At 67.0% G+C, this 18,800-nt stretch carries 17 protein-coding genes and 7 tRNA genes; 8 read left to right on the plus strand and 16 right to left on the minus strand.

The window, feature by feature from the left end:
• Nucleotides 1-27: 27 nt before the first annotated feature.
• Nucleotides 28-837 (plus strand): bifunctional hydroxymethylpyrimidine kinase/phosphomethylpyrimidine kinase, encoded by an 810-nt coding sequence (thiD, locus tag LGM89_RS20880; protein ID WP_226273779.1) that lies wholly within the window; start codon nucleotides 28-30, stop codon nucleotides 835-837.
• An 18-nt stretch (nucleotides 838-855) separates the two neighbouring features.
• Here the strand turns inward: thiD and LGM89_RS20885 are convergent, their stop codons facing one another.
• The 4 genes from LGM89_RS20885 to tsaB are packed head-to-tail and all read right to left on the minus strand — an operon-like array spanning nucleotide 856 to nucleotide 4,106.
• Nucleotides 856-1,821, minus strand: coding sequence for a DUF1853 family protein (locus LGM89_RS20885; protein WP_226206911.1), 966 nt, complete (start codon nucleotides 1,819-1,821; stop codon nucleotides 856-858).
• Nucleotides 1,818-2,855 (minus strand): uracil-DNA glycosylase, encoded by a 1,038-nt coding sequence (locus LGM89_RS20890; RefSeq protein WP_226273780.1) that lies wholly within the window; start codon nucleotides 2,853-2,855, stop codon nucleotides 1,818-1,820. Before LGM89_RS20890 ends, LGM89_RS20885 begins: the two co-directional genes overlap by 4 nt.
• Complete coding sequence (rimI, locus tag LGM89_RS20895) at nucleotides 2,842-3,342, minus strand: ribosomal protein S18-alanine N-acetyltransferase (protein ID WP_089440456.1); 501 nt, start codon at nucleotides 3,340-3,342, stop codon at nucleotides 2,842-2,844. Before rimI ends, LGM89_RS20890 begins: the two co-directional genes overlap by 14 nt.
• Nucleotides 3,339-4,106: a tRNA (adenosine(37)-N6)-threonylcarbamoyltransferase complex dimerization subunit type 1 TsaB gene (gene tsaB, locus LGM89_RS20900; RefSeq protein WP_089425706.1), complete on the minus strand. Its 768-nt coding sequence runs from the start codon at nucleotides 4,104-4,106 to the stop codon at nucleotides 3,339-3,341. Before tsaB ends, rimI begins: the two co-directional genes overlap by 4 nt.
• A 148-nt stretch (nucleotides 4,107-4,254) precedes the next feature.
• Between tsaB and LGM89_RS20905 the strand changes: the two genes are divergently transcribed.
• The 3 genes from LGM89_RS20905 to aceA all read left to right on the plus strand — a co-directional run bounded on the left by LGM89_RS20905 (nucleotide 4,255) and on the right by aceA (nucleotide 8,152).
• Complete coding sequence (locus LGM89_RS20905; RefSeq protein WP_011352486.1) at nucleotides 4,255-4,524, plus strand: acyl-CoA-binding protein; 270 nt, start codon at nucleotides 4,255-4,257, stop codon at nucleotides 4,522-4,524.
• Between the two features lie 358 nt (nucleotides 4,525-4,882).
• On the plus strand, nucleotides 4,883-6,433 hold the full coding sequence (locus tag LGM89_RS20910) for a DEAD/DEAH box helicase (RefSeq protein ID WP_089495118.1): 1,551 nt from the start codon (nucleotides 4,883-4,885) through the stop codon (nucleotides 6,431-6,433).
• A 411-nt stretch (nucleotides 6,434-6,844) separates the two neighbouring features.
• On the plus strand, nucleotides 6,845-8,152 hold the full coding sequence (gene aceA, locus LGM89_RS20915) for an isocitrate lyase (protein WP_089456438.1): 1,308 nt from the start codon (nucleotides 6,845-6,847) through the stop codon (nucleotides 8,150-8,152).
• A 199-nt stretch (nucleotides 8,153-8,351) separates the two neighbouring features.
• Here aceA and LGM89_RS20920 read toward each other — a convergent pair whose 3' ends face one another.
• Together LGM89_RS20920 and LGM89_RS20925 are read right to left on the minus strand one after the other, a co-directional pair.
• Nucleotides 8,352-8,786, minus strand: a complete 435-nt coding sequence (locus tag LGM89_RS20920) for a universal stress protein (protein ID WP_089425708.1) — start codon at nucleotides 8,784-8,786, stop codon at nucleotides 8,352-8,354.
• Nucleotides 8,787-8,945: 159 nt separating this feature from the next.
• Nucleotides 8,946-9,851 carry a LysR family transcriptional regulator gene (locus tag LGM89_RS20925; protein ID WP_089495119.1) on the minus strand — a complete coding sequence of 302 codons (906 nt, stop codon included), beginning with the start codon at nucleotides 9,849-9,851 and terminating at the stop codon, nucleotides 8,946-8,948.
• A 154-nt stretch (nucleotides 9,852-10,005) separates the two neighbouring features.
• Between LGM89_RS20925 and LGM89_RS20930 the strand changes: the two genes are divergently transcribed.
• Together LGM89_RS20930 and aceB are read left to right on the plus strand one after the other, a co-directional pair.
• Nucleotides 10,006-10,767 (plus strand): haloacid dehalogenase type II, encoded by a 762-nt coding sequence (locus LGM89_RS20930; protein WP_011352491.1) that lies wholly within the window; start codon nucleotides 10,006-10,008, stop codon nucleotides 10,765-10,767.
• A 67-nt stretch (nucleotides 10,768-10,834) separates the two neighbouring features.
• Nucleotides 10,835-12,427, plus strand: a complete 1,593-nt coding sequence (aceB, locus tag LGM89_RS20935) for a malate synthase A (RefSeq protein ID WP_089440461.1) — start codon at nucleotides 10,835-10,837, stop codon at nucleotides 12,425-12,427.
• Nucleotides 12,428-12,561: 134 nt separating this feature from the next.
• Here aceB and LGM89_RS20940 read toward each other — a convergent pair whose 3' ends face one another.
• Nucleotides 12,562-12,975: a gamma-glutamylcyclotransferase gene (locus tag LGM89_RS20940; protein WP_089495121.1), complete on the minus strand. Its 414-nt coding sequence runs from the start codon at nucleotides 12,973-12,975 to the stop codon at nucleotides 12,562-12,564.
• A gap of 258 nt (nucleotides 12,976-13,233) precedes the next feature.
• Here LGM89_RS20940 and LGM89_RS20945 point away from each other — a divergent pair, with 258 nt between their 5' ends.
• Nucleotides 13,234-14,109: an AraC family transcriptional regulator gene (locus LGM89_RS20945; protein ID WP_089495311.1), complete on the plus strand. Its 876-nt coding sequence runs from the start codon at nucleotides 13,234-13,236 to the stop codon at nucleotides 14,107-14,109.
• A 26-nt stretch (nucleotides 14,110-14,135) separates the two neighbouring features.
• Here LGM89_RS20945 and LGM89_RS20950 read toward each other — a convergent pair whose 3' ends face one another.
• From LGM89_RS20950 to gltX, 9 genes are all read right to left on the minus strand, one after another.
• The gene (locus LGM89_RS20950) at nucleotides 14,136-14,600 is read right to left on the minus strand and encodes a GNAT family N-acetyltransferase (RefSeq protein ID WP_027787064.1); all 465 of its coding nucleotides are present in this window, start codon (nucleotides 14,598-14,600) and stop codon (nucleotides 14,136-14,138) included.
• A gap of 353 nt (nucleotides 14,601-14,953) precedes the next feature.
• Nucleotides 14,954-15,030: transfer RNA gene (locus LGM89_RS20955), tRNA-Asp, on the minus strand.
• A gap of 73 nt (nucleotides 15,031-15,103) precedes the next feature.
• Nucleotides 15,104-15,179, minus strand: a tRNA-Glu gene (locus LGM89_RS20960).
• 66 nt (nucleotides 15,180-15,245) lie between these two features.
• Nucleotides 15,246-15,322 (minus strand) — tRNA-Asp (locus LGM89_RS20965).
• 78 nt (nucleotides 15,323-15,400) lie between these two features.
• Nucleotides 15,401-15,476, minus strand: a tRNA-Glu gene (locus LGM89_RS20970).
• A 63-nt stretch (nucleotides 15,477-15,539) separates the two neighbouring features.
• Nucleotides 15,540-15,616: transfer RNA gene (locus LGM89_RS20975), tRNA-Asp, on the minus strand.
• Nucleotides 15,617-15,695: 79 nt separating this feature from the next.
• Nucleotides 15,696-15,771, minus strand: a tRNA-Glu gene (locus LGM89_RS20980).
• Between the two features lie 138 nt (nucleotides 15,772-15,909).
• Nucleotides 15,910-15,985, minus strand: a tRNA-Ala gene (locus LGM89_RS20985).
• Between the two features lie 128 nt (nucleotides 15,986-16,113).
• Complete coding sequence (gene gltX / locus LGM89_RS20990) at nucleotides 16,114-17,523, minus strand: glutamate--tRNA ligase (protein ID WP_226273781.1); 1,410 nt, start codon at nucleotides 17,521-17,523, stop codon at nucleotides 16,114-16,116.
• 279 nt (nucleotides 17,524-17,802) lie between these two features.
• Between gltX and LGM89_RS20995 the strand changes: the two genes are divergently transcribed.
• Nucleotides 17,803-18,717, plus strand: coding sequence for a patatin-like phospholipase family protein (locus LGM89_RS20995; protein WP_089495123.1), 915 nt, complete (start codon nucleotides 17,803-17,805; stop codon nucleotides 18,715-18,717).
• Nucleotides 18,718-18,800 lie beyond the last annotated feature (83 nt).

Below are 18,800 nucleotides of genomic sequence, written 5' to 3' on the forward strand. Positions count from 1 at the left end.
CGGTCTTCGAACCGGCGCGTTGCCCTCATGACGCACCCGATACCCAACATCCTGACGATCGCCGGCTCCGATTCGGGCGGCGGTGCAGGCATCCAGGCCGACCTGAAGACCTTTTCCGCGCTCGGCGCGTATGGCGCGAGCGTGATCACCGCGCTGACCGCGCAGAACACGCACGGCGTGACGGGTGTGCATGCGCCGGACGCGGCGTTCGTGACCGCGCAACTCGACGCGGTGTTCGGCGACATCCGCATCGACGCGGTCAAGATCGGGATGCTCGCGAACGCGGCGATCGTGCACGCGGTGGCCGACGCGCTGCGCCGTTACGCGCCGCGCTTCGTCGTGCTCGACACGGTGATGATCTCGAAGAGCTCGCACGCGCTGCTCGCACCCGATGCCGTCGACGCGTTGCGCGATGCGCTGCTGCCGCTCGCGACGGTCGTGACGCCGAACCTGCCCGAAGCGGCCGCGCTGCTGAACGATGTGCCCGCCACCACCGAAGACGACATGGTCCGGCAAGGTCAGGCACTGTTACAGACGGGGGCGCGCGCCGTGCTGATGAAAGGCGGCCACCTGCCGGACGCGTCCGCGAGCCCCGACTGGCTCGTCGAAGCGACCCGCACCGTGCGGCTCGACGGCGCACGCGTGCCGGTCAGCAACACGCACGGTACCGGCTGCACGCTGTCGTCGGCGATCGCCGCGCTGCTGCCGCAGCAGCCCGACCTCGAAAGCGCGGTGCGCGAAGCCAAGACCTACCTGACCGGCGCGATCGCCGCGAGCGGCCACCTCGACGTCGGCCACGGCGTCGGCCCCGTCCATCACTTCCACCGCTGGTGGTGAACGCCGGCTGACGCGGCGTCAGTGCTCCTGCGCCGCGAACGCCTGGGCGCGCACCGGCCAGTCGTCCGGCACGACGAAGCCGCGCGCCGTTTCGCGCCACGTGCCGTCACTGCCCTTTTCATGGATGCCGATCAGCGCGGGCGCCTCGCGCGTCATCAATACCGGCGGCAGTTCCAGCGTGGCCGCCAGCGTGTCGGGTTCGAATCCGCTATCGGCGGCAGCCCGTCGCGGCGCTAACCACGCAAGCCGCGGCAACACGCTCCAGGCAACGCCGGCACCCTGCGCGGCCGCCCAGGCCGGCCACTGCGCGTGAGTCAGCCAGAAACCGTGCGGGTGATCCGGCGCGATTTCCGCGGACACCGGCGGCAACGGTGCGCCGTGCGGATAGAACAACCAGCCCTTGATGAACATCTGCGCATCGGACGGCGCACCGTAGCCGAGCCGCGCAAACCCGTCGCGATCGCCGAGCCGCAGCTGATGCTCGAGTAACCGAGTGCGCTTGCGGTCGAACCGGTCGACGAGGTTGGGGCCGACGAAATCGGCAAGCGATGCGCCGGCTTGCACCGGCGCGCACAGGTAGCACTTCACCGCGAGTTCCCAGTGCAGGCGCTGCCCGTCCGGTGCATCGACAAGAAAATCGACTTCGCCGAGCGTCTTGCCGTTGCTGCGCAGCGGCAGATTGGCCGCGACGAGCCGCAGCGACGGCCCGTACGTCAGGAAATACTCGAGCAGGCATTCGGCGTAGCGGCCGAGCCGGGTGGGCCGGAAACCGTCGAGCGCGCGATGCAGCGGCTCGGGCTGCGCATCGAGCGCGGCGAGCCATGCTTCGACGGCCGACTGTCCCGCTGCATCCGGCCACGGGCGCGCCAGCGGCGCGTCCGGCACCGCGGTCAGCAGGCTCGGGCTGGCCAGCAGCCAGCCCAGATCCCGAACCGCGACGTCGTGCAGCGTATCGACGAATGCGCACGCCGCGCCGGTCGTCATTGCCCGGCCGGCCCGTTCGCGTCGCCGCCCTCTGCACGCCGGAACGTGTCGCGCGCGAGGCACAGGTCGGCCCACGCCTTCGACTTGTCCTGCAGGCTGCGCAACAGGTACGCCGGATGGTAGGTCACGATCACCGGCACGCCTTCGTACGCATGCACGCGGCCGCGCAGCGACGCAATGCTCGCGTCCGTCTTCAGCAGCGTCTGTGCGGCGAAGCGGCCGAGCGCGACGATCAGCTTCGGCTTCACGAGCGCGACCTGGCGCTGCAGATAAGGCTCGCAGCTCGCGACCTCGTCCGGCTCCGGATTGCGGTTGCCGGGCGGCCGGCACTTGATCACGTTCGCGATGTACACGTTGTCGCCGCGCTTGAGCGACAGCGAATGCAGCATGTTGTCGAGCAGCTTGCCGGCCTGGCCGACGAACGGCTCGCCCTGCTTGTCCTCGTTCTCGCCCGGCGCTTCGCCGATCAGCATCCAGTCCGCTTCGCGGTCGCCGACGCCGAACACGGTGTTGGTCCGCTTCTCGCACAAACCGCACAGCGTGCAGTCGGCCACGCGCGCGGCCAGCGCATCCCAGTCGAGCGCGGCAACCGGCGTACCGACGGGACGCGATTCGGCCATCGGCACGGGATCGCCCGGCGGCGCCGCATCGAACCACGCGAAATCGTCGGGTCCGGCAGGCGGCATGTCGTCCATCGGCGGCATCGTGTTGGCCGACGCGACCGCCGTCACCGGTGCGGGCGCGCGTTCGCCGCCGTCGACGCGCCGCGACGGGACGGCTGCCGGCTCGCGAGCCGGCGACGCATCGGCGCTCCGCGCCACTGCCGGCGATGCGTCGCCCTGCACCGGCGGACGCGCGGTCCGCGCAGGTCGCCCGGTCGCGGCGGCCGGTGCGGCGTCCACCGCACCGGTTTGCGCGGCGGCGTGCGCTTCGGCTGCCGCGCCCTCGTCCGTGCCTTCACCCGCGCCTTGCCCGCGCCGCACCCAGATCTGCGCGAGGCCCATTTCCTCGAGCGCCGCTTCAGCCCATGCCATGCGCGTCCCCTTCGTCCTTGTTCAGCGTCAGACGCATCACGATCGCGTCCTCCCGGCTGCGATGCTTCGCCGGGTAATAATTCTTGCGCCGGCCGATCGTCACGAAGCCGAAACGCTCGTAAAGATGGATCGCGCGCGGATTGGACGGCCGCACCTCGAGCAGCACGCCGTCGAGCCCTTCCGCGCGCGAAATGCGCACGGCCTCGCGCAGCAGCGCCAGGCCCGCGCCCGCGCACTGCGCGGCCGGCGCGACGCACAGGTTCAGCAGGTGCATCTCGTCGACCACGGGCATCAGCACGCAATAGCCGATCAACGAACCCGTCACGTGCCGCAGGCACACGCCCAGATAGCCGTTGCGCAACGAATCCTCGAAATTGCCGCGGCTCCACGGGAATTCGTACGCGACGTGCTCGATCGCGACGACCTCGTCGAGATCGGCATCCGTCATCGGCGCCAGATAGCGGTCGCTCAGCAGTACGCCCGTCATCCCTTCGCTCCGCCCGTCTGCGCGGCCCGTGCCGCGACGCGCTCGGCAGTGGTCTGCGCGACCTTGTCGCGCACGTACTCCGGCGCGGCCTGATCGGCGGGCACCGCGCGGCCGGCGCGGAACGCCCGCAGGGCGGCATGGGCGACCGCCAGCGCGTGCGGCATCGCGTCGCCGTCGATCACGGCCGCGCGCGCCGCAGCCGGCAACTGCGCGCCGAACGCGGCGGCCGCATTGCCCGCGAGCGTGAACGGCACATCGGGCACGCCGACGGCGCCCGGCGCATCGAGCGAGGCCGGATGCAGCGTGCGCCAGTCGCCGGTGCTGTCGTCCCACGCGAAATCCGCCCAGTAGGCTTCATCCATCCGCGCGTCCAGCGCGGCCAGCACGCGGGTCGTGCCGGGCGCGCGCAGCCGCGCGTGCTCGGCGCACGCGAGCAGCGTGCCGATCGGCACGACCGGCAGCCCGCGCCCGAACGCGAGACCCTGGGTGATGCCCGTCGCGGTACGCAGGCCCGTGAACGAGCCGGGGCCTGCGCCGAACGCGATCGCGTCGCAATCGGCGAGTGTCAGTCCCGATTCGGCGAAAAGGTCCTGGATGGCCGGCAGCACGCGCGTGCTCGACACGGCGCCCGTCAGCTCGTGGCGAACCCAGGTTTGCGGGGTGGAAACGGCGTCATCGGCGTGGGCCGAGCGCAGCAGCGCGACCGAGCAGTATTCGGTCGACGTATCGATGGCGAGGAGCACTGTTTGCGTCATGGGCGACATTGTAATGCGGCGCCCCGCTCCCACGGGCGATCGGGCCCGATCCGTGCGTGTGCGCCGCACCGGGCGGCGGTTTGGAAGGATCGCTCGACCCCGCGCGGCGGTCCGCTTGTTAAGATCGCCCGACCTGAAACCCTTACGGAGACACCCGATGAGCGAACTCACCGCCCAATTCGACCAGGCCCAGATCGACGTCAAGCAACTGACGGAACGTCCGGGCAACCTGACCCTGCTGCGCCTGTACGCACTCTTCAAGCAGGCGACCGACGGCGATGCCCATGGCGACAAGCCGGGCTTCACCGACATCGTCGGCAAATACAAGTACGATGCCTGGGATGCGCTGAAGGGCACGTCGCAGGATGCGGCGAAGCAGCAGTACATCGAACTCGTCGAATCGCTGAAGAACGGCACGGCTTCCTGACCGAATCGCCCCCTGCCGCAATAGGCAATCAAATCAGTGGCGCAGCGCAGCAAATCTCTTTATAATGCTGCCTGCGTCATCTTCCGCGCTCGGCTCGCAAGCCGTTCCGGCCTGACGCCTCGTAGCGTTAAGCTCCAATCCGGTTTAGAACCTGTCCCCTCCTGCTTCGACCCTTGCGGTCGTCAACTAGGCTGGCGGCCTCGCTCCAGAAGCGCGCCGCACCCAAAACAGCTTCTAATGCCTCATCCGCCGACGGTTCGGCGGATTGCACCCGTTTCCCGATTTGCTCGCTGAATCCGACGACTTGGGTATGCGCGATTGGCGCCGACGTTTCACCCACTGTGTTTCAAGGATTGTTATGACTTCGAGCATCAACTCCAGCCCGCTCAACGCGATCGCCGACCAGGCGCTCGGTCTCGACGACGCCGCCGCACCGGCCGCGGTCGAACCGGCGTCGGACGAGCCGAACTTCGCGTCGCTCGGGTTGTCGCCGGAGATCGTCTCCGCGCTGCAGGCCGCCGGCTATGTGAAGCCGACGCCGGTCCAGCAGCGCGCGATTCCGGCCGGCATCGCCGGCCGTGACCTGCTGGTCTCGAGCCCGACCGGTTCGGGCAAGACCGCCGCATTCATGCTGCCCGCGATCGAACGTTTCGCGCAGCTCCAGAAGGCGCAGGCGCAGCAACCGCGCGCGCCGCGCGAACCGAACCAGGGCGACCGCCGCGCGCGCCGCCCGCAACCCGTCGCGCGCCCGGGCCTGCTCGTGCTGACGCCGACCCGTGAACTCGCGATGCAGGTCACCACGGCCGCAACGACCTACGGCAAGCACCTGAAGCGCCTGCGCACGGTCAGCATCCTCGGCGGCGTCGCCTACGGCCAGCAGCTGATGCTGCTCGCGAAGAACCCGGAAATCCTGGTTGCCACGCCGGGCCGTCTGCTCGACCACCTCGAGCGCGGCCGCATCGACCTGTCCGAGCTGAAGATGCTCGTGCTGGACGAAGCCGACCGCATGCTCGACATGGGCTTCATCGACGACATCGAAACGATCGTCGCCGCCACGCCCGAGTCGCGCCAGACGATGCTGTTCTCGGCCACGCTCGACGGCAAGATCGGTTCGCTGACGAGCCGCCTGCTGAAGGATCCGGAACGCATCGAGATCCAGCAGCGCCTCGAGTCGCGCGCGAACATCGCGCAGACCGTGCACTACGTCGACGACCGCGACCACAAGGATCGCCTGCTCGATCACCTGCTGCGCGACGACGCGCTCGACCAGGCGATCATCTTCACGGCGACCAAGATCGACGCCGACCAGCTCGCCGGCCGTCTCGCCGACGCAGGCTTCGAATCGGCCGCGCTGCACGGCGACCTGCCGCAGGGCGCGCGTAACCGCACGATCCGTGCGCTGCGCGAGCGCCGTGTGCGCGTGCTGGTGGCCACCGACGTCGCGGCACGCGGCATCGACATCCCGGGCATCACGCACGTGTTCAACTACGACCTGCCGAAGTTCGCGGAAGACTACGTGCACCGTATCGGCCGTACGGGCCGTGCAGGCCGTTCGGGCACGGCAGTGAGCCTCGTGCACCACGCCGAGCAAGGCGCGCTCAAGCGCATCGAGCGTTTCGTGCGCGCGCCGCTGCCGGTCAACGTGATCGAAGGCTTCGAGCCGCGCAAGGCGCCCCCGCGCAACGGCGGCACCGGCGGCCGCGGCCGTCCGGGCGGCGGTAACGGCGGTCGTCGTTTCGGCGGCAAGCCGGGCGGCGGTTATGGCGGCAACGGTAACGGCAACGGCCGCAGCTACGGCGGCGGCAATGGCGGCGGCTGGAGCGGCAAGCCGGGCGGCAGCCGTGACGGCGGCCCGCGTCGCGACGGCCAGCGCAGCGGCGGCCCGCGTCGCAGCAACTCCGCGTCGTAAGGACGCACGGGCGGCCATCTGCCGCCCTCCGGAGGGCAGGCCCGCGGATAACCGCCCTGCCCATCCAGCCAACCGGCGCATCCGCGCCGGTTTTTTTTCGCCCTGCCCCACATTTCACGATGCGGAAAATTTTTTTGTGTCGTAAAAAATCATGCTGCGCGGCACAACCCGGGCGATTGCGGGATGGGAAAAAGCATTTCTTATCCCGAAATGATGATTTCAAGATATTGATTTAAAACAACTAAAATTTCACCCCACTCATCAGCCGGCCCCCTGTCCTGCTCCAATCGATTTGCCTAGACTCTTATACAAGACCTCACGAACCGGAACACACTGCTCCCGGCTTCGAGAACAGCCTCAACACCGTCAGAGTCAACCCATCAGGCATCGCACCGCATCAAGGAGCTCATCATGTCGCGACAGCAACAGGCACAGGAACTGCAACAGCAATGGGAAACCGATCCGCGCTGGAAGGGCATCAAGCGCAGCTACTCGGCTGAAGACGTCGTCCGCCTGCGTGGTTCGATCCCGATCGAGCACACGCTCGCCAAGCGCGGTGCGGAAAAACTGTGGAGCCTCGTCAACAACGAGCCGTTCGTCAACGCACTCGGCGCACTGACCGGCAACCAGGCGATGCAGCAGGTGAAGGCCGGCCTGAAGGCGATCTACTTGTCTGGCTGGCAAGTGGCAGGCGACGCGAACGTCGCGGGCGAAATGTACCCGGACCAGTCGCTGTACCCGGCAAACTCGGTGCCGCTCGTCGTGAAGCGCATCAACAACACGCTGACGCGCGCCGACCAGATCCAGTGGTCGGAAGGCAAGAACCCGGGCGACGAAGGCTACGTCGACTTCTTCGCACCGATCGTCGCCGACGCGGAAGCCGGTTTCGGCGGCGTGCTGAACGCGTTCGAACTGATGAAGGCGATGATCGAAGCCGGCGCGTCGGGCGTGCACTTCGAGGATCAGCTCGCTTCGGTGAAGAAGTGCGGCCATATGGGCGGCAAGGTGCTCGTGCCGACGCGCGAGGCCGTCGCGAAGCTGTCGGCAGCGCGTCTGGCAGCCGACGTGATGGGCACGTCGACCGTGCTGGTCGCCCGCACCGACGCGGAAGCGGCCGACCTGATCACGTCCGACGTCGACGACAACGACAAGCCGTTCCTGACGGGCGAGCGCACGGTGGAAGGCTTCTTCCGCACGAAGCCGGGCATCGAACAGGCGATCTCGCGCGGTCTCGCGTACGCGCCGTACGCCGACCTGGTCTGGTGCGAGACGGGCAAGCCGGATCTCGAGTACGCGAAGAAGTTCGCGGAAGCGATCCACAAGCAGTTCCCGGGCAAGCTGCTGTCGTACAACTGCTCGCCGTCGTTCAACTGGAAGAAGAACCTCGACGACGCGACGATCGCGAAGTTCCAGAAGGAGCTCGGCGCGATGGGCTACAAGTTCCAGTTCATCACGCTGGCCGGCTTCCATGCGCTGAACTACTCGATGTTCAACCTCGCGCACGGCTATGCCCGCACGCAGATGAGCGCGTTCGTCGAACTGCAGCAGGCCGAGTTCGCAGCCGCGGACAAGGGCTTCACGGCCGTCAAGCACCAGCGCGAAGTCGGCACCGGCTACTTCGACGCGGTGACGCAGACGGTCGAGCGCGAAGCATCGACCACCGCGCTGCACGGCTCGACCGAAGACGAGCAGTTCTTCGACGGCAAGAAGGTCGCGTAAGCCGAAAAGCACGACGCGCCACGCGTCATGCCGATGCCCGCCCCGTCTCGCGGCGGCGCGGCATCGGCCACCGGACAACAATCAGGGAGGAGACGGCAGGCGCGCGACACCGATCGCGCGACCGGCCGCGCGGCCTGCGGGCCGCCAGCAACGACGCGCGCCGGCTTCGTCCGGCGCGCCCTTTTTCCAGGGCGCCGCCCTACCGATACACGATCACCGGAATTTTCGTATGGGTCAGCACGCGCTGCGTCTCGCTGCCGATCAGCAAGCTGCCGAGCCCGCGGCGTCCGTGGGACGCCATGAAGATCACGTCGCAGCCGCCGCGTTCGGCCGCCTCGATGATGCCGAGATACGGCGACGGATGCACGCTCGTCCAGGTGTCGCACTCGACGCCGGCCGCCTTCGCGGCCGATTCGACCTCGTCGAGGTGCGCACGCGCCTCGCGCTCGCTGCGCGCCCGGAAATCGGCGGGCGGCTCGATGATCACTTCGGAAAACGGCGAGTACGGATACTGCGGCAGGCACGCGTAGGCCGTGACGCGCGCACCGACCGCACGCGCCAGGTCGATCGCGCCGTCGATCGCCTTCTGCGACAGTTCGGAACCGTCGGTTGGAACGAGGATGTGCCGGAACATCGCGCCCTCCTTCGTCAATCGCACTCCGCGCGCCGCGCGTCCGGGCGGTCCGGCTGCGTCGCGTGGGGCATGCCTGTTTCGATTGTAGGACGTGAAAACACGCGGCCGGGCCGCGCAGCGGGTTCGCCCTCATATCGGAAACGCGCGGCTGGCCGCCGCCTACTCGCCCCAATAACCGGGCCGCTCGTACGTGTGCTTCAGGTAATCGAGAAACAGCCGCACGCGCAGCGGCAGATGCCGACGTTGCGGAAACACCGCGTGGATGCCGATCGGCGGGGCGGCGAACGCGTCGAGCACGCTGACGAGCCGGCCGGCCGCGATGTCCTCGCCGACCTCCCACCACGAGCGCCACGCCAGGCCGTGGCCTTCGAGGCACCACTCGTGCAGCACCGCACCGTCCGAGCACTCCATCGTGCCGTTCACGCGGATCGACACGACCTTGTCGTCCTCCTGGAACACCCAGCCGCGTTGCTGGTTCGCGTTTGCCGCGAGCGCGAGGCAGTTGTGCCGCGCCAGCTCGGCAAGCGTGACCGGCGTGCCGCGTCGAGCCAAATACGCGGGCGAAGCGACGCACACGCGACGGTTCTCGCCGAGCTTCAGCGACACGAGCGACGAGTCGGGCAGCTCGCCGAGCCGCACCGCGCAATCGAACCCCTCGTTGACGAGGTCGACCATCCGGTCGGACAGGTCGAGCGTGACCGAGACATCCGGATGCCCGACGCTGAATTCGGGCACGAGCGGCGCGACGTGCCGCCGGCCGAAGCCCGCCGGCGCCGAGATGCGCAGGTGGCCGCTCGCCTTGACGCCGCCGGCGGACACGCTCGCCTCCGCGTTCTGCATGTCGTTGATGACACGCTGGCAATCCTCGAGGAACGCCGAGCCCTCGAACGTCAGCGTGAGCTTGCGCGTCGTGCGCACCAGCAGCTTCACGCCAAGCCGCTCCTCGAGCGCGTCGAGCCGGCGGCCGATGATCGCCGGCGCGACCCCTTCCGCGTGCGCGGCCGCCGACAGGCTGCCCTTTGCCGCGACCGCGGCGAACGTTTCGATCTGCTTGAATCGGTCCATGACTCGCGGGGGCGGCTCCGCTGCCCTTCAAATAGCTTAAACCGCTCAAGATTAGGTAGATGAAAGTAAAAGATCAAGTGATGTTTAGCGTCTTTTTTAGCACATACGATCACGAATAGAATTCACCTGACCTCTGAAACTGGAGCGCAAGGCTATGTCGGCCACAACGACACTCTCCTCTCCCGACGCAATCCTCTTCGACGCATTCGGCACGTTGTTCGACGTGCGTGCGGTTCTGGCCGCGGCGGAGCAGATGTTTCCCGGTCACGGGGAACGGTTGTCGCAGTTGTGGCGACGCAAGCAAATCGAATACTCGCAACTGCGCACGCTCGCCGATCCGGCCGGCGCCCGCTATCGCCCGTTCCGGGACATCACGCTCGACGCGCTGCGCTTCGCCGCGCGTCGGCTCGGGCTCGCGCTGAACAGCGCGGCCGAGAAGCGGCTGATGGACGAATACGCGTGCCTGTCCACCTATCCCGATACGGTGCCGGCGCTGCGCAAGCTGCGCGCGCTCGATCCGCGCCCGCCACTCGGGATCCTGTCGAACGGCACGCCGCAGATGCTCGACATCGCGATCAAGAGCGCCGGCATGTCCGGGCTGTTCGATCGCGTGCTGTCCGCCGACACCGTACGCGCGTACAAGCCGAGCCCCGCCGCCTACGCGCTCGGCACCGACGCGTTCGGACCGAACCGGCGCGGCATCGTGTTCGTGTCGTCGAACGCGTGGGACGTCGCCGGCGCCGTCTGGTTCGGCTACACGACGTTCTGGCTCAACCGCACGGGCGCGCCCGCCGAGGAACTCGGCGCGCCGCCCGACGGCACCGGCACCGGCATGGCCGACCTGCTCGCATTCCTCGCCACCCCGGCTCCGTCCGGCAGACCCGCAAACCGCACGCGCCCCAGCCCGGGTGCATGACGTTCGCAGCGCTGCCGCCTTCCCCCTTCACCGAAACCGCAACTGACCGACCAAGGAGATGAGACTCATGAGCACCCCGATCACGCTGCCGCAAGGCATGGCGATCACCGGCGAAATCAAGCCGGGTTACGAAGCAATCCTGACGCCCGAAGCGCTCGCACTCGTTGCCGCGCTGCACCGCACGTTCGAGCCGCGCCGCCAGGCGCTGCTGCAGGCGCGCGTCGAGCGCACGAAACGCCTCGACGCGGGCGAGCGCCCCGACTTCCTGGCCGAGACGAAGGCGATCCGCGAAGGCGACTGGAAGGTCGCGCCGCTGCCGGCCGACCTGCAATGTCGCCGTGTCGAGATCACGGGCCCCGTCGAGCGCAAGATGATCATCAACGCGCTGAACTCGGGCGCCGATTCGTACATGACGGACTTCGAGGATTCGAACGCGCCGAGCTGGACGAACCAGATCGACGGCCAGATCAACCTGAAGGACGCGGTGCGCCGCACGATCTCGCTCGAGCAGAACGGCAAGTCGTACCGGCTGAACGACAAGGTCGCGACGCTGATCGTGCGTCCGCGCGGCTGGCACCTCGACGAGAAGCACGTGACGGTCGACGGCCAGCGGGTGTCCGGCGGCATCTTCGATTTCGCGCTGTTCCTGTTCCACAACGCGAAGGAACTGCTCGCGCGCGGCTCGGGCCCGTACTTCTACCTGCCGAAGATGGAAAGCCATCTCGAGGCACGCCTGTGGAACGACATCTTCGTCGCCGCGCAGGAAGGCGTCGGCGTGCCGCGCGGCACGATCCGCGCGACGGTGCTGATCGAGACGATCCTCGCCGCGTTCGAGATGGACGAAATCCTGTACGAACTGCGCGAACACAGCTCGGGCCTGAACGCCGGCCGCTGGGACTACATCTTCTCGGCCATCAAGAAGTTCAAGAACGACCGCGACTTCTGCCTCGCCGAGCGTTCGAAGATCACGATGACGGTGCCGTTCATGCGCGCGTACGCGCTGCTGCTGCTGAAGACCTGCCACAAGCGCAACGCGCCGGCGATCGGCGGGATGAGCGCGCTGATCCCGATCAAGAACGATCCGGAAGCGAACGACAAGGCGATGGGCGGCGTGCGCTCGGACAAGCAGCGCGACGCGACCGACGGCTACGACGGCGGCTGGGTGGCCCACCCGGGCCTCGTGCCGATCGCGATGGAAGAGTTCGTCAAGGTGCTCGGCGACAAGCCGAACCAGATCGCGAAGCAGCGCGACGACGTGCAGGTCGAGGGCAAGAACCTGCTCGACTTCCAACCGGAAGCGCCGATCACCGAAGCCGGCCTGCGCAACAACATCAACGTCGGCATCCACTACCTCGGCGCATGGCTCGACGGCAACGGGTGCGTGCCGATCCACAACCTGATGGAAGACGCGGCCACGGCCGAAATCTCCCGTTCGCAGGTGTGGCAATGGATCCGCTCGCCGAAGGGCGTGCTCGACGACGGTCGCAAGGTCACCGCCGAACTCGTGCGTGAACTTTCGAAGGCCGAACTCGACAACGTGAAGCGCTCGGTCGGCGGCAACACGCAGCCGTACGAGCGCGCCGCGGCGATCTTCGAGCAGATGTCGACGTCGGAAGGCTTCACCGAATTCCTGACGCTGCCGCTGTACGAGGAAATCTGACGTAGTTGCGCGCCTCGACCGGGGCCGACCCTGCGTCGGCGTCGGTCGCGTGCGATGACGGCATCAAAAAAGCGCCCCGAGGGGCGCTTCTTCTTTTGCGACAGGATCCGCTACCGCGGCTGCCGCACAACCCGTCACACCGCTTCCCGCTCGCGCCGGTGCTGAACCCAGTCGCCTGACGCGATGCGCGGACGCCCGGCAATCGCGTGCGCGGCGACCGGATAGTAAAGGCAGGCGTACTGCCGGCCGCCGAGCTCGACGGTCACGTCTTCCGGCTTGAACAGCGAGTCGACGCCCGGATACACGCGCTCGATCTCGTCGAGCACGGGAACGAGCCGGTCGTCGACCTCGTAGACGTCGCCCCATACCAGCGACTTGCCGGCCGACCCGGCGATCATTCCCGGATACGTACCGAAATCGTACAGTTCGCCCGGCAGCGCGGCGGCACCGAGCAGCGTCGGCGCGGCAATCCCGTGCCGGGCGGCCGCGTGGTCGATGTCGTTGGCCTCCCCGTTTCTCAAGGTGCCGTAGACGAATACGTAGCGCATCGTGGTTCTCCTCTTTGATTCGTATGTTGTCGTGTTCGCACGCGATTCGTGGCGAAACCGCCCGCGCATCGATAGACCACGATACCGGCCGAATGGTTCGAACCCGCCAGCGCGCGCGGCCCCGGGGCAGTCCGGAAATCGCCGGGGCCCCACACAAAGTTCATTTGAACGCGGCATGATCGCCCGACAAACCGCCGCGTGCACTTTCGCGGCGCCTTCTACAATAACGGCATCGCCGCCGCGCTGCCCGAATCGTCCATGAACCCGCCGTTCCAAGCCGACGTACCGAACCCGTACGTCATCGACATTCCGCCCGAATTCGCGCCGACCGCCGTCCATCCGATGCGCGTGCGCGCGCGGCAGGTCGATACCGGGCACCGCATCCCGCTGCATACGCACGCGTGGGCGCAGCTCGCGTACGCGTCGCGCGGCGTGCTGCGCGTCGCGACGACCGGCACGACCTGGATGGTGCCGCCGTCCCGCGCGATCTGGGTGCCGCCGCGCGTGACGCACGAGGTCGTGATCGTCGAAGAGGCGTATCTGCGCACGCTGTATATCGACGAGTCGATCGTGCCGGACGGGCTCGACGCGTGCCGCGTCGTCGAAGTGACGGGACTCCTGCGCGAACTGATCGTCGCACTCGACGCGCGCGACCTGAGCACCACGCGCGAGCGCCTGCTGTGCGGGCTCGTGCTCGACGAGCTGAGTCACGCCGAGCCGCTGCCGCTCGCGGTGCCGATGCCCGACGAAAAAAGGCTGCGCATGCTGTGCGAATCGGTCCTCGCGCATCCGGCCCACGCGGAGTCGCTCGAGCATTGGGCCGGCGAGGTCGGCGCCAGCACGCGCACGATTTCGCGGCTCTTCAAGCAGGAACTGGGGGTGAGCTTTTCGCAGTGGCGCCAGCAGGCGCTGCTGGCGCGGGCCATTCCGCTGCTGAACCAGGGGCGTCCGCTGTCGCATATCGCGCGCGAACTCGGCTACCAGAGCCAGAGCGCGTTTTCGGCGATGTTCCGGCGTGCATTCGGCGAAAGCCCGCGCGCATTCATGCTGCGCGGCTACGAGCACCGCGGCCCGGAAGGCAGCCGCGCGGACGACGAAATGCCGGACGACGACGCGATCGACGCTGCCCGCTGAACGCGTCGCTTCAGGTCGTCAGGACTTCAGACAGGTCGCACCATGTGGCGGATCGAGCCCAGTTGCGCGAGCCGCGACCCAGCAACCTGATAGCCCATGCGCAGGTAGAGACGCGCGGCCGGATTGTCGACGAACACGCGCAGTTGCAGTTCGTGCAGCCCGCGCGCACGCGCCCAGCGGTGCGACATGTCGAGCATGTAGGTGCCGGCGCCCTGCCCGCGATGACCGGCCGCGATCTGCACGTCGCGGATGTGCAGCGAGTCGCCCTCCTCGGTCACGCGCAGCACGCCGATGCGCTCGCCGTCGGCCTCGAGGATGAAGTTCTCGGATTCGCGCCAGCTCGCGTAGAACAGGTCGCTGCGCCACACGAGCCCATGGCGCTTGTAGTAACCGCCCATGTTGCCGTGCGTCAGCGCTTCGGCAAACGGAAAATCGCCAGCCTCCGCGGGCCGGAGCTGATACAGGAGTCGCAGGTCGGTCGGATCGAGCATCGCGCAGGGGTCAAGAACGCATCCCGCCACGATAGCGCAGTCGCGTGCGGATGCAATCGCGGATTTCTCGTAGCGGCTCGACACCGGATGACCGGAGGTTACGCGGCCAGCGGGCGCAACCGGAAACGCAAATGAAAAAGCCCGCACAAGGCGGGCTTCTTCATTTTTTTGGCGGAGCGGACGGGACTCGCCTACATACCGCAGGCCGCGGCTGCGCTTGCAAGCGCAGCCCTTCGAGTCCCGCCGGAAGCTGCGCAGGCAGCTTCCTCCACTCCGCAGTCACGCGCCCGCAAGCGGGCGCAACAGACGATGCAAATGAAAAAGCCCGCACAAGGCGGGCTTCTTCATTTTTTTGGCGGAGCGGACGGGACTCGAACCCGCGACCCCCGGCGTGACAGGCCGGTATTCTAACCGACTGAACTACCGCTCCAGTCTTGCTACTTGCCTGGCAGGCGTCGGTTGCTTCCTGCCGGCGCATCGTTTGTTCGAACGACGCCGAAATCTGGCGTCCCCTAGGGGATTCGAACCCCTGTACTCACCGTGAAAGGGTGATGTCCTAGGCCTCTAGACGAAGGGGACAACGTACTGCTTACATCTTTAATGCAAAAGCCCGTTCAAAAATCGTTCTTTGAACGGGCTTCGTTCTGGCGGAGCGGACGGGGCTCGAACCCGCGACCCCCGGCGTGACAGGCCGGTATTCTAACCAACTGAACTACCGCTCCAGCTTTCTTGCTCGCACCTGCAGGACATCGTCACGTTCCTGCAGGTGTTGCGACACTTCGATGAAACGCCGCTGAATCTGGCGTCCCCTAGGGGATTCGAACCCCTGTACTCACCGTGAAAGGGTGATGTCCTAGGCCTCTAGACGAAGGGGACAACGTACTGCTTACATCCTTAATACAAAAGCCCGCTCAAAAACGTCTTGAACGGGCTTCGTTCTGGCGGAGCGGACGGGACTCGAACCCGCGACCCCCGGCGTGACAGGCCGGTATTCTAACCGACTGAACTACCGCTCCAGCTTTCTTACCCTCACCCGCAGGACGTCGGTTACGTTCCTGCAAGCGTTGCGACATTTCTACGAAACGCCGCTGAATCTGGCGTCCCCTAGGGGATTCGAACCCCTGTACTCACCGTGAAAGGGTGATGTCCTAGGCCTCTAGACGAAGGGGACAAAATCTTTTCAGATTTGTCTGACTTTCGCTATTCACTTTTCAATCAACAGCGAAGGCCGAAATTCTAACTGCTTTAAATCATTTTGTGAAGCATTTATTACTACCCGTGCTTCGCAAATCAACTCAGCTTGTTCTGATGGTGGAGGTAAGCGGGATCGAACCGCTGACCTCTTGCATGCCATGCAAGCGCTCTCCCAGCTGAGCTATACCCCCTTGCAGAACAGAAATGAGATTATATGGAGCTACTTCGAACTTGTAAATACCCTTTTTGCGATTCGAACGAAATTTTTTGCGAAGCTGCCGCGATGTCACGCACGGGCAGCTTCGCTCGCCCCCGAACCTCAGGCCAGCGCCGCCTCGATGCGCGACACCACGACATCGCGGCCGAACAGCACGAGCACCGCATCGATCGACGGCGTATGCGTCGTACCCGCCACCAGCAGACGCACCGGCATCGCCAGTTGCGGCATCTTCAGCTTGTGCGTGCCGAGCGTCGACTTCAACGCGGCGGACACGGCCTCCTTCGTCCAGTCGGCCGCCTTCAGCGCCGCGACGAGATCGGCCAGCGCCGGACGCACCGCATCGGTTACGTGCTGCGCGAGCGCATCGGCTTCCGGTGCCGGCACACGGTAGAACATCGCGGCGCCTTCCGCGATCTCCTTGACCGTCGTCGCGCGATCCTTCATCAGCCCGACCACCGCCTCAAGCGCCGGGCCCGTCGCGATCGCCGCATCGTCGATGCCGAGGGCGGAGAGGAACGGCTTCGCCAGCTCGGCGAGGCGCACGCTGTCGGCTTCCTTGATGTAATGCGCGTTCAGCCAGCTCAGCTTGCTGTGGTCGTACTGCGCGGGCGACTTGCCGAGATGCTCGAGATCGAACCATTCGACGAACTGCTCGCGCGAGAAGATCTCCGCGTCGCCGTGCGACCAGCCGAGGCGCGCGAGATAGTTGACGACGGCTTCGGGCAGGAAGCCCGCGTCGCGGTACGCCATCACGCTCATCGCGCCATGCCGCTTGCTCATCTTCTCGCCCTGCTCGTTCAGCACGGTCGGCAGGTGCGCATAGACGGGCGGCTCGCCGCCGAGCGCATTCAGGATGTTGATCTGGCGCGGCGTGTTGTTCACGTGGTCGTCGCCACGGATCACGTGCGTGATGCCCATGTCCATGTCGTCCACCACCACGCAGAAGTTGTAGATCGGCGTGCCGTCCGGGCGCGCGATCACGAGGTCGTCGAGCTCCTCGTTCGAGATCTCGACACGCCCCTTCACCGCGTCGTCCCACACGACCGTGCCGGTCAACGGATTGCGGAAACGCAGCACCGGCTTCACGCCGGCCGGCGGCTCCGGCAGCACCTTGCCGGGCTCCGGACGCCACGTGCCGTCGTAGCGCGGCTTCAGGCCGGCCTCGCGCTGGCGTTCGCGCAGCGCGTCGAGCTCCTCGGCCGACATGTAGCACGGGTACGCGAGACCCTTCTCGAGCATCTGCGCGAGCACCTCGCGATAACGGTCCATCCGCTGCATCTGGTAGATCGGGCCTTCGTCGAAATCCAGGCCGAGCCATTGCATCCCTTCGAGAATTGCATCGACCGCTTCCTGCGACGAGCGCTCGACGTCGGTATCCTCGATGCGCAGCACGAACGTGCCCTTCATCTTGCGGGCGAACGCCCACGGATAGAGTGCGGAGCGGATGTTGCCGAGGTGGATGAAGCCGGTGGGGCTCGGCGCGAAGCGGGTACGGACAGGACGGGTCATAAACGGTAACTCGAACGCCTGGGGCGCATGAATGATTCGACGCGGGATCGACGGCGGCAGCCCGGACAGCAACGGGGCCGGCGACGCCCGGAACGGGAAAGAAGCCGGAATTATACTCGCGCCGGACATCGCGCCAAGCGCGCCGCTTGCTTTATGATGTGCGCGCCGCGGCCGCCAGCCGGCGCGGCGCCGGCCGCACGGAACCCCCGCGCGGCCGCTCGGAACCTATCGCCGCCGCGGGCCGTGACACCCGCCGCCAAGCCGCCGGAGAACCATTCGATGTCGTCCCCTCGCCTGTCGCGCCGCCACTTCACGATCGCCGCCGCGTCCGCCAGCCTCGCCGCCTGCACGTCGTTCGGCGACAAATCCCGCCCCGGCGCCACACTGCCACAGGAAAAGCCGGTGAAGATCGGCATCGCCCTCGGCGGCGGCGCCGCGCGCGGCTTCTCGCACATCGGCGTACTGAAGGCGCTCGAGGCGCGCGGCATCCCGATCGAGATCGTCGCGGGCACGAGCGCGGGCTCGGTGGTCGGCGCACTCTATGCATCGGGCATGAGCGCCCTTCAGATCAACAAGATCGCGCTCGACATGGACCAGGCGGCGATCAGCGACTGGGCGCTGCCATTCCGCTCGCGCGGGTTGCTGCAAGGCGTGGCGCTGCAGAACTTCCTGAACAAGACACTCAACAACCGGCCGATCGAGAAGATGGCGAAGCCGCTCGGCATCGTCGCGACCGATCTGCAGAACGGCCAGCCGATCCTGTTCCAGCAAGGCAATACGGGGCTCGCGGTGCGTGCATCGTGCAGCGTGCCGTCGGTGTTCGAGCCGGTGAAGATCGGCAACCGCGAGTATGTGGATGGCGGCCTCGTGAGCCCGGTGCCGGCGTCGTATGCGCGCAAGATGGGCGCGAGCTTCGTGATCGCGGTCGACATCTCGTCCCGGCCGGACGGCGCGGCAACCAACAACCCGATCGAGATGCTGCTGCAGACCTTCACGATCATGGGCCAGACGATCAAGACCTACGAGCTCGACAAGTACGCGGACGTCGTGATTCGCCCGAACCTCAACGCGATGGGCGGCAGCGACTTCAACCAGCGCAACGCGGCGATTCTCGCGGGCGAGGAAGCCGTCGCGCGCATCATGCCGGAACTGCAGCGCAAGCTCGCGGCAGCACGCGGCGTGGCGGCCGCGTAACGCACGCGATGCACAGGCCGGCGCGCGCCGGCCCGCCGACGGCGCGACGGTTTTCAGCCCGCCGTTCGCACCGCCCCAAAACA

This window comes from Burkholderia sp. AU31624 (genome assembly GCF_020420065.1).
Classification (GTDB): Bacteria; Pseudomonadota; Gammaproteobacteria; order Burkholderiales; family Burkholderiaceae; genus Burkholderia.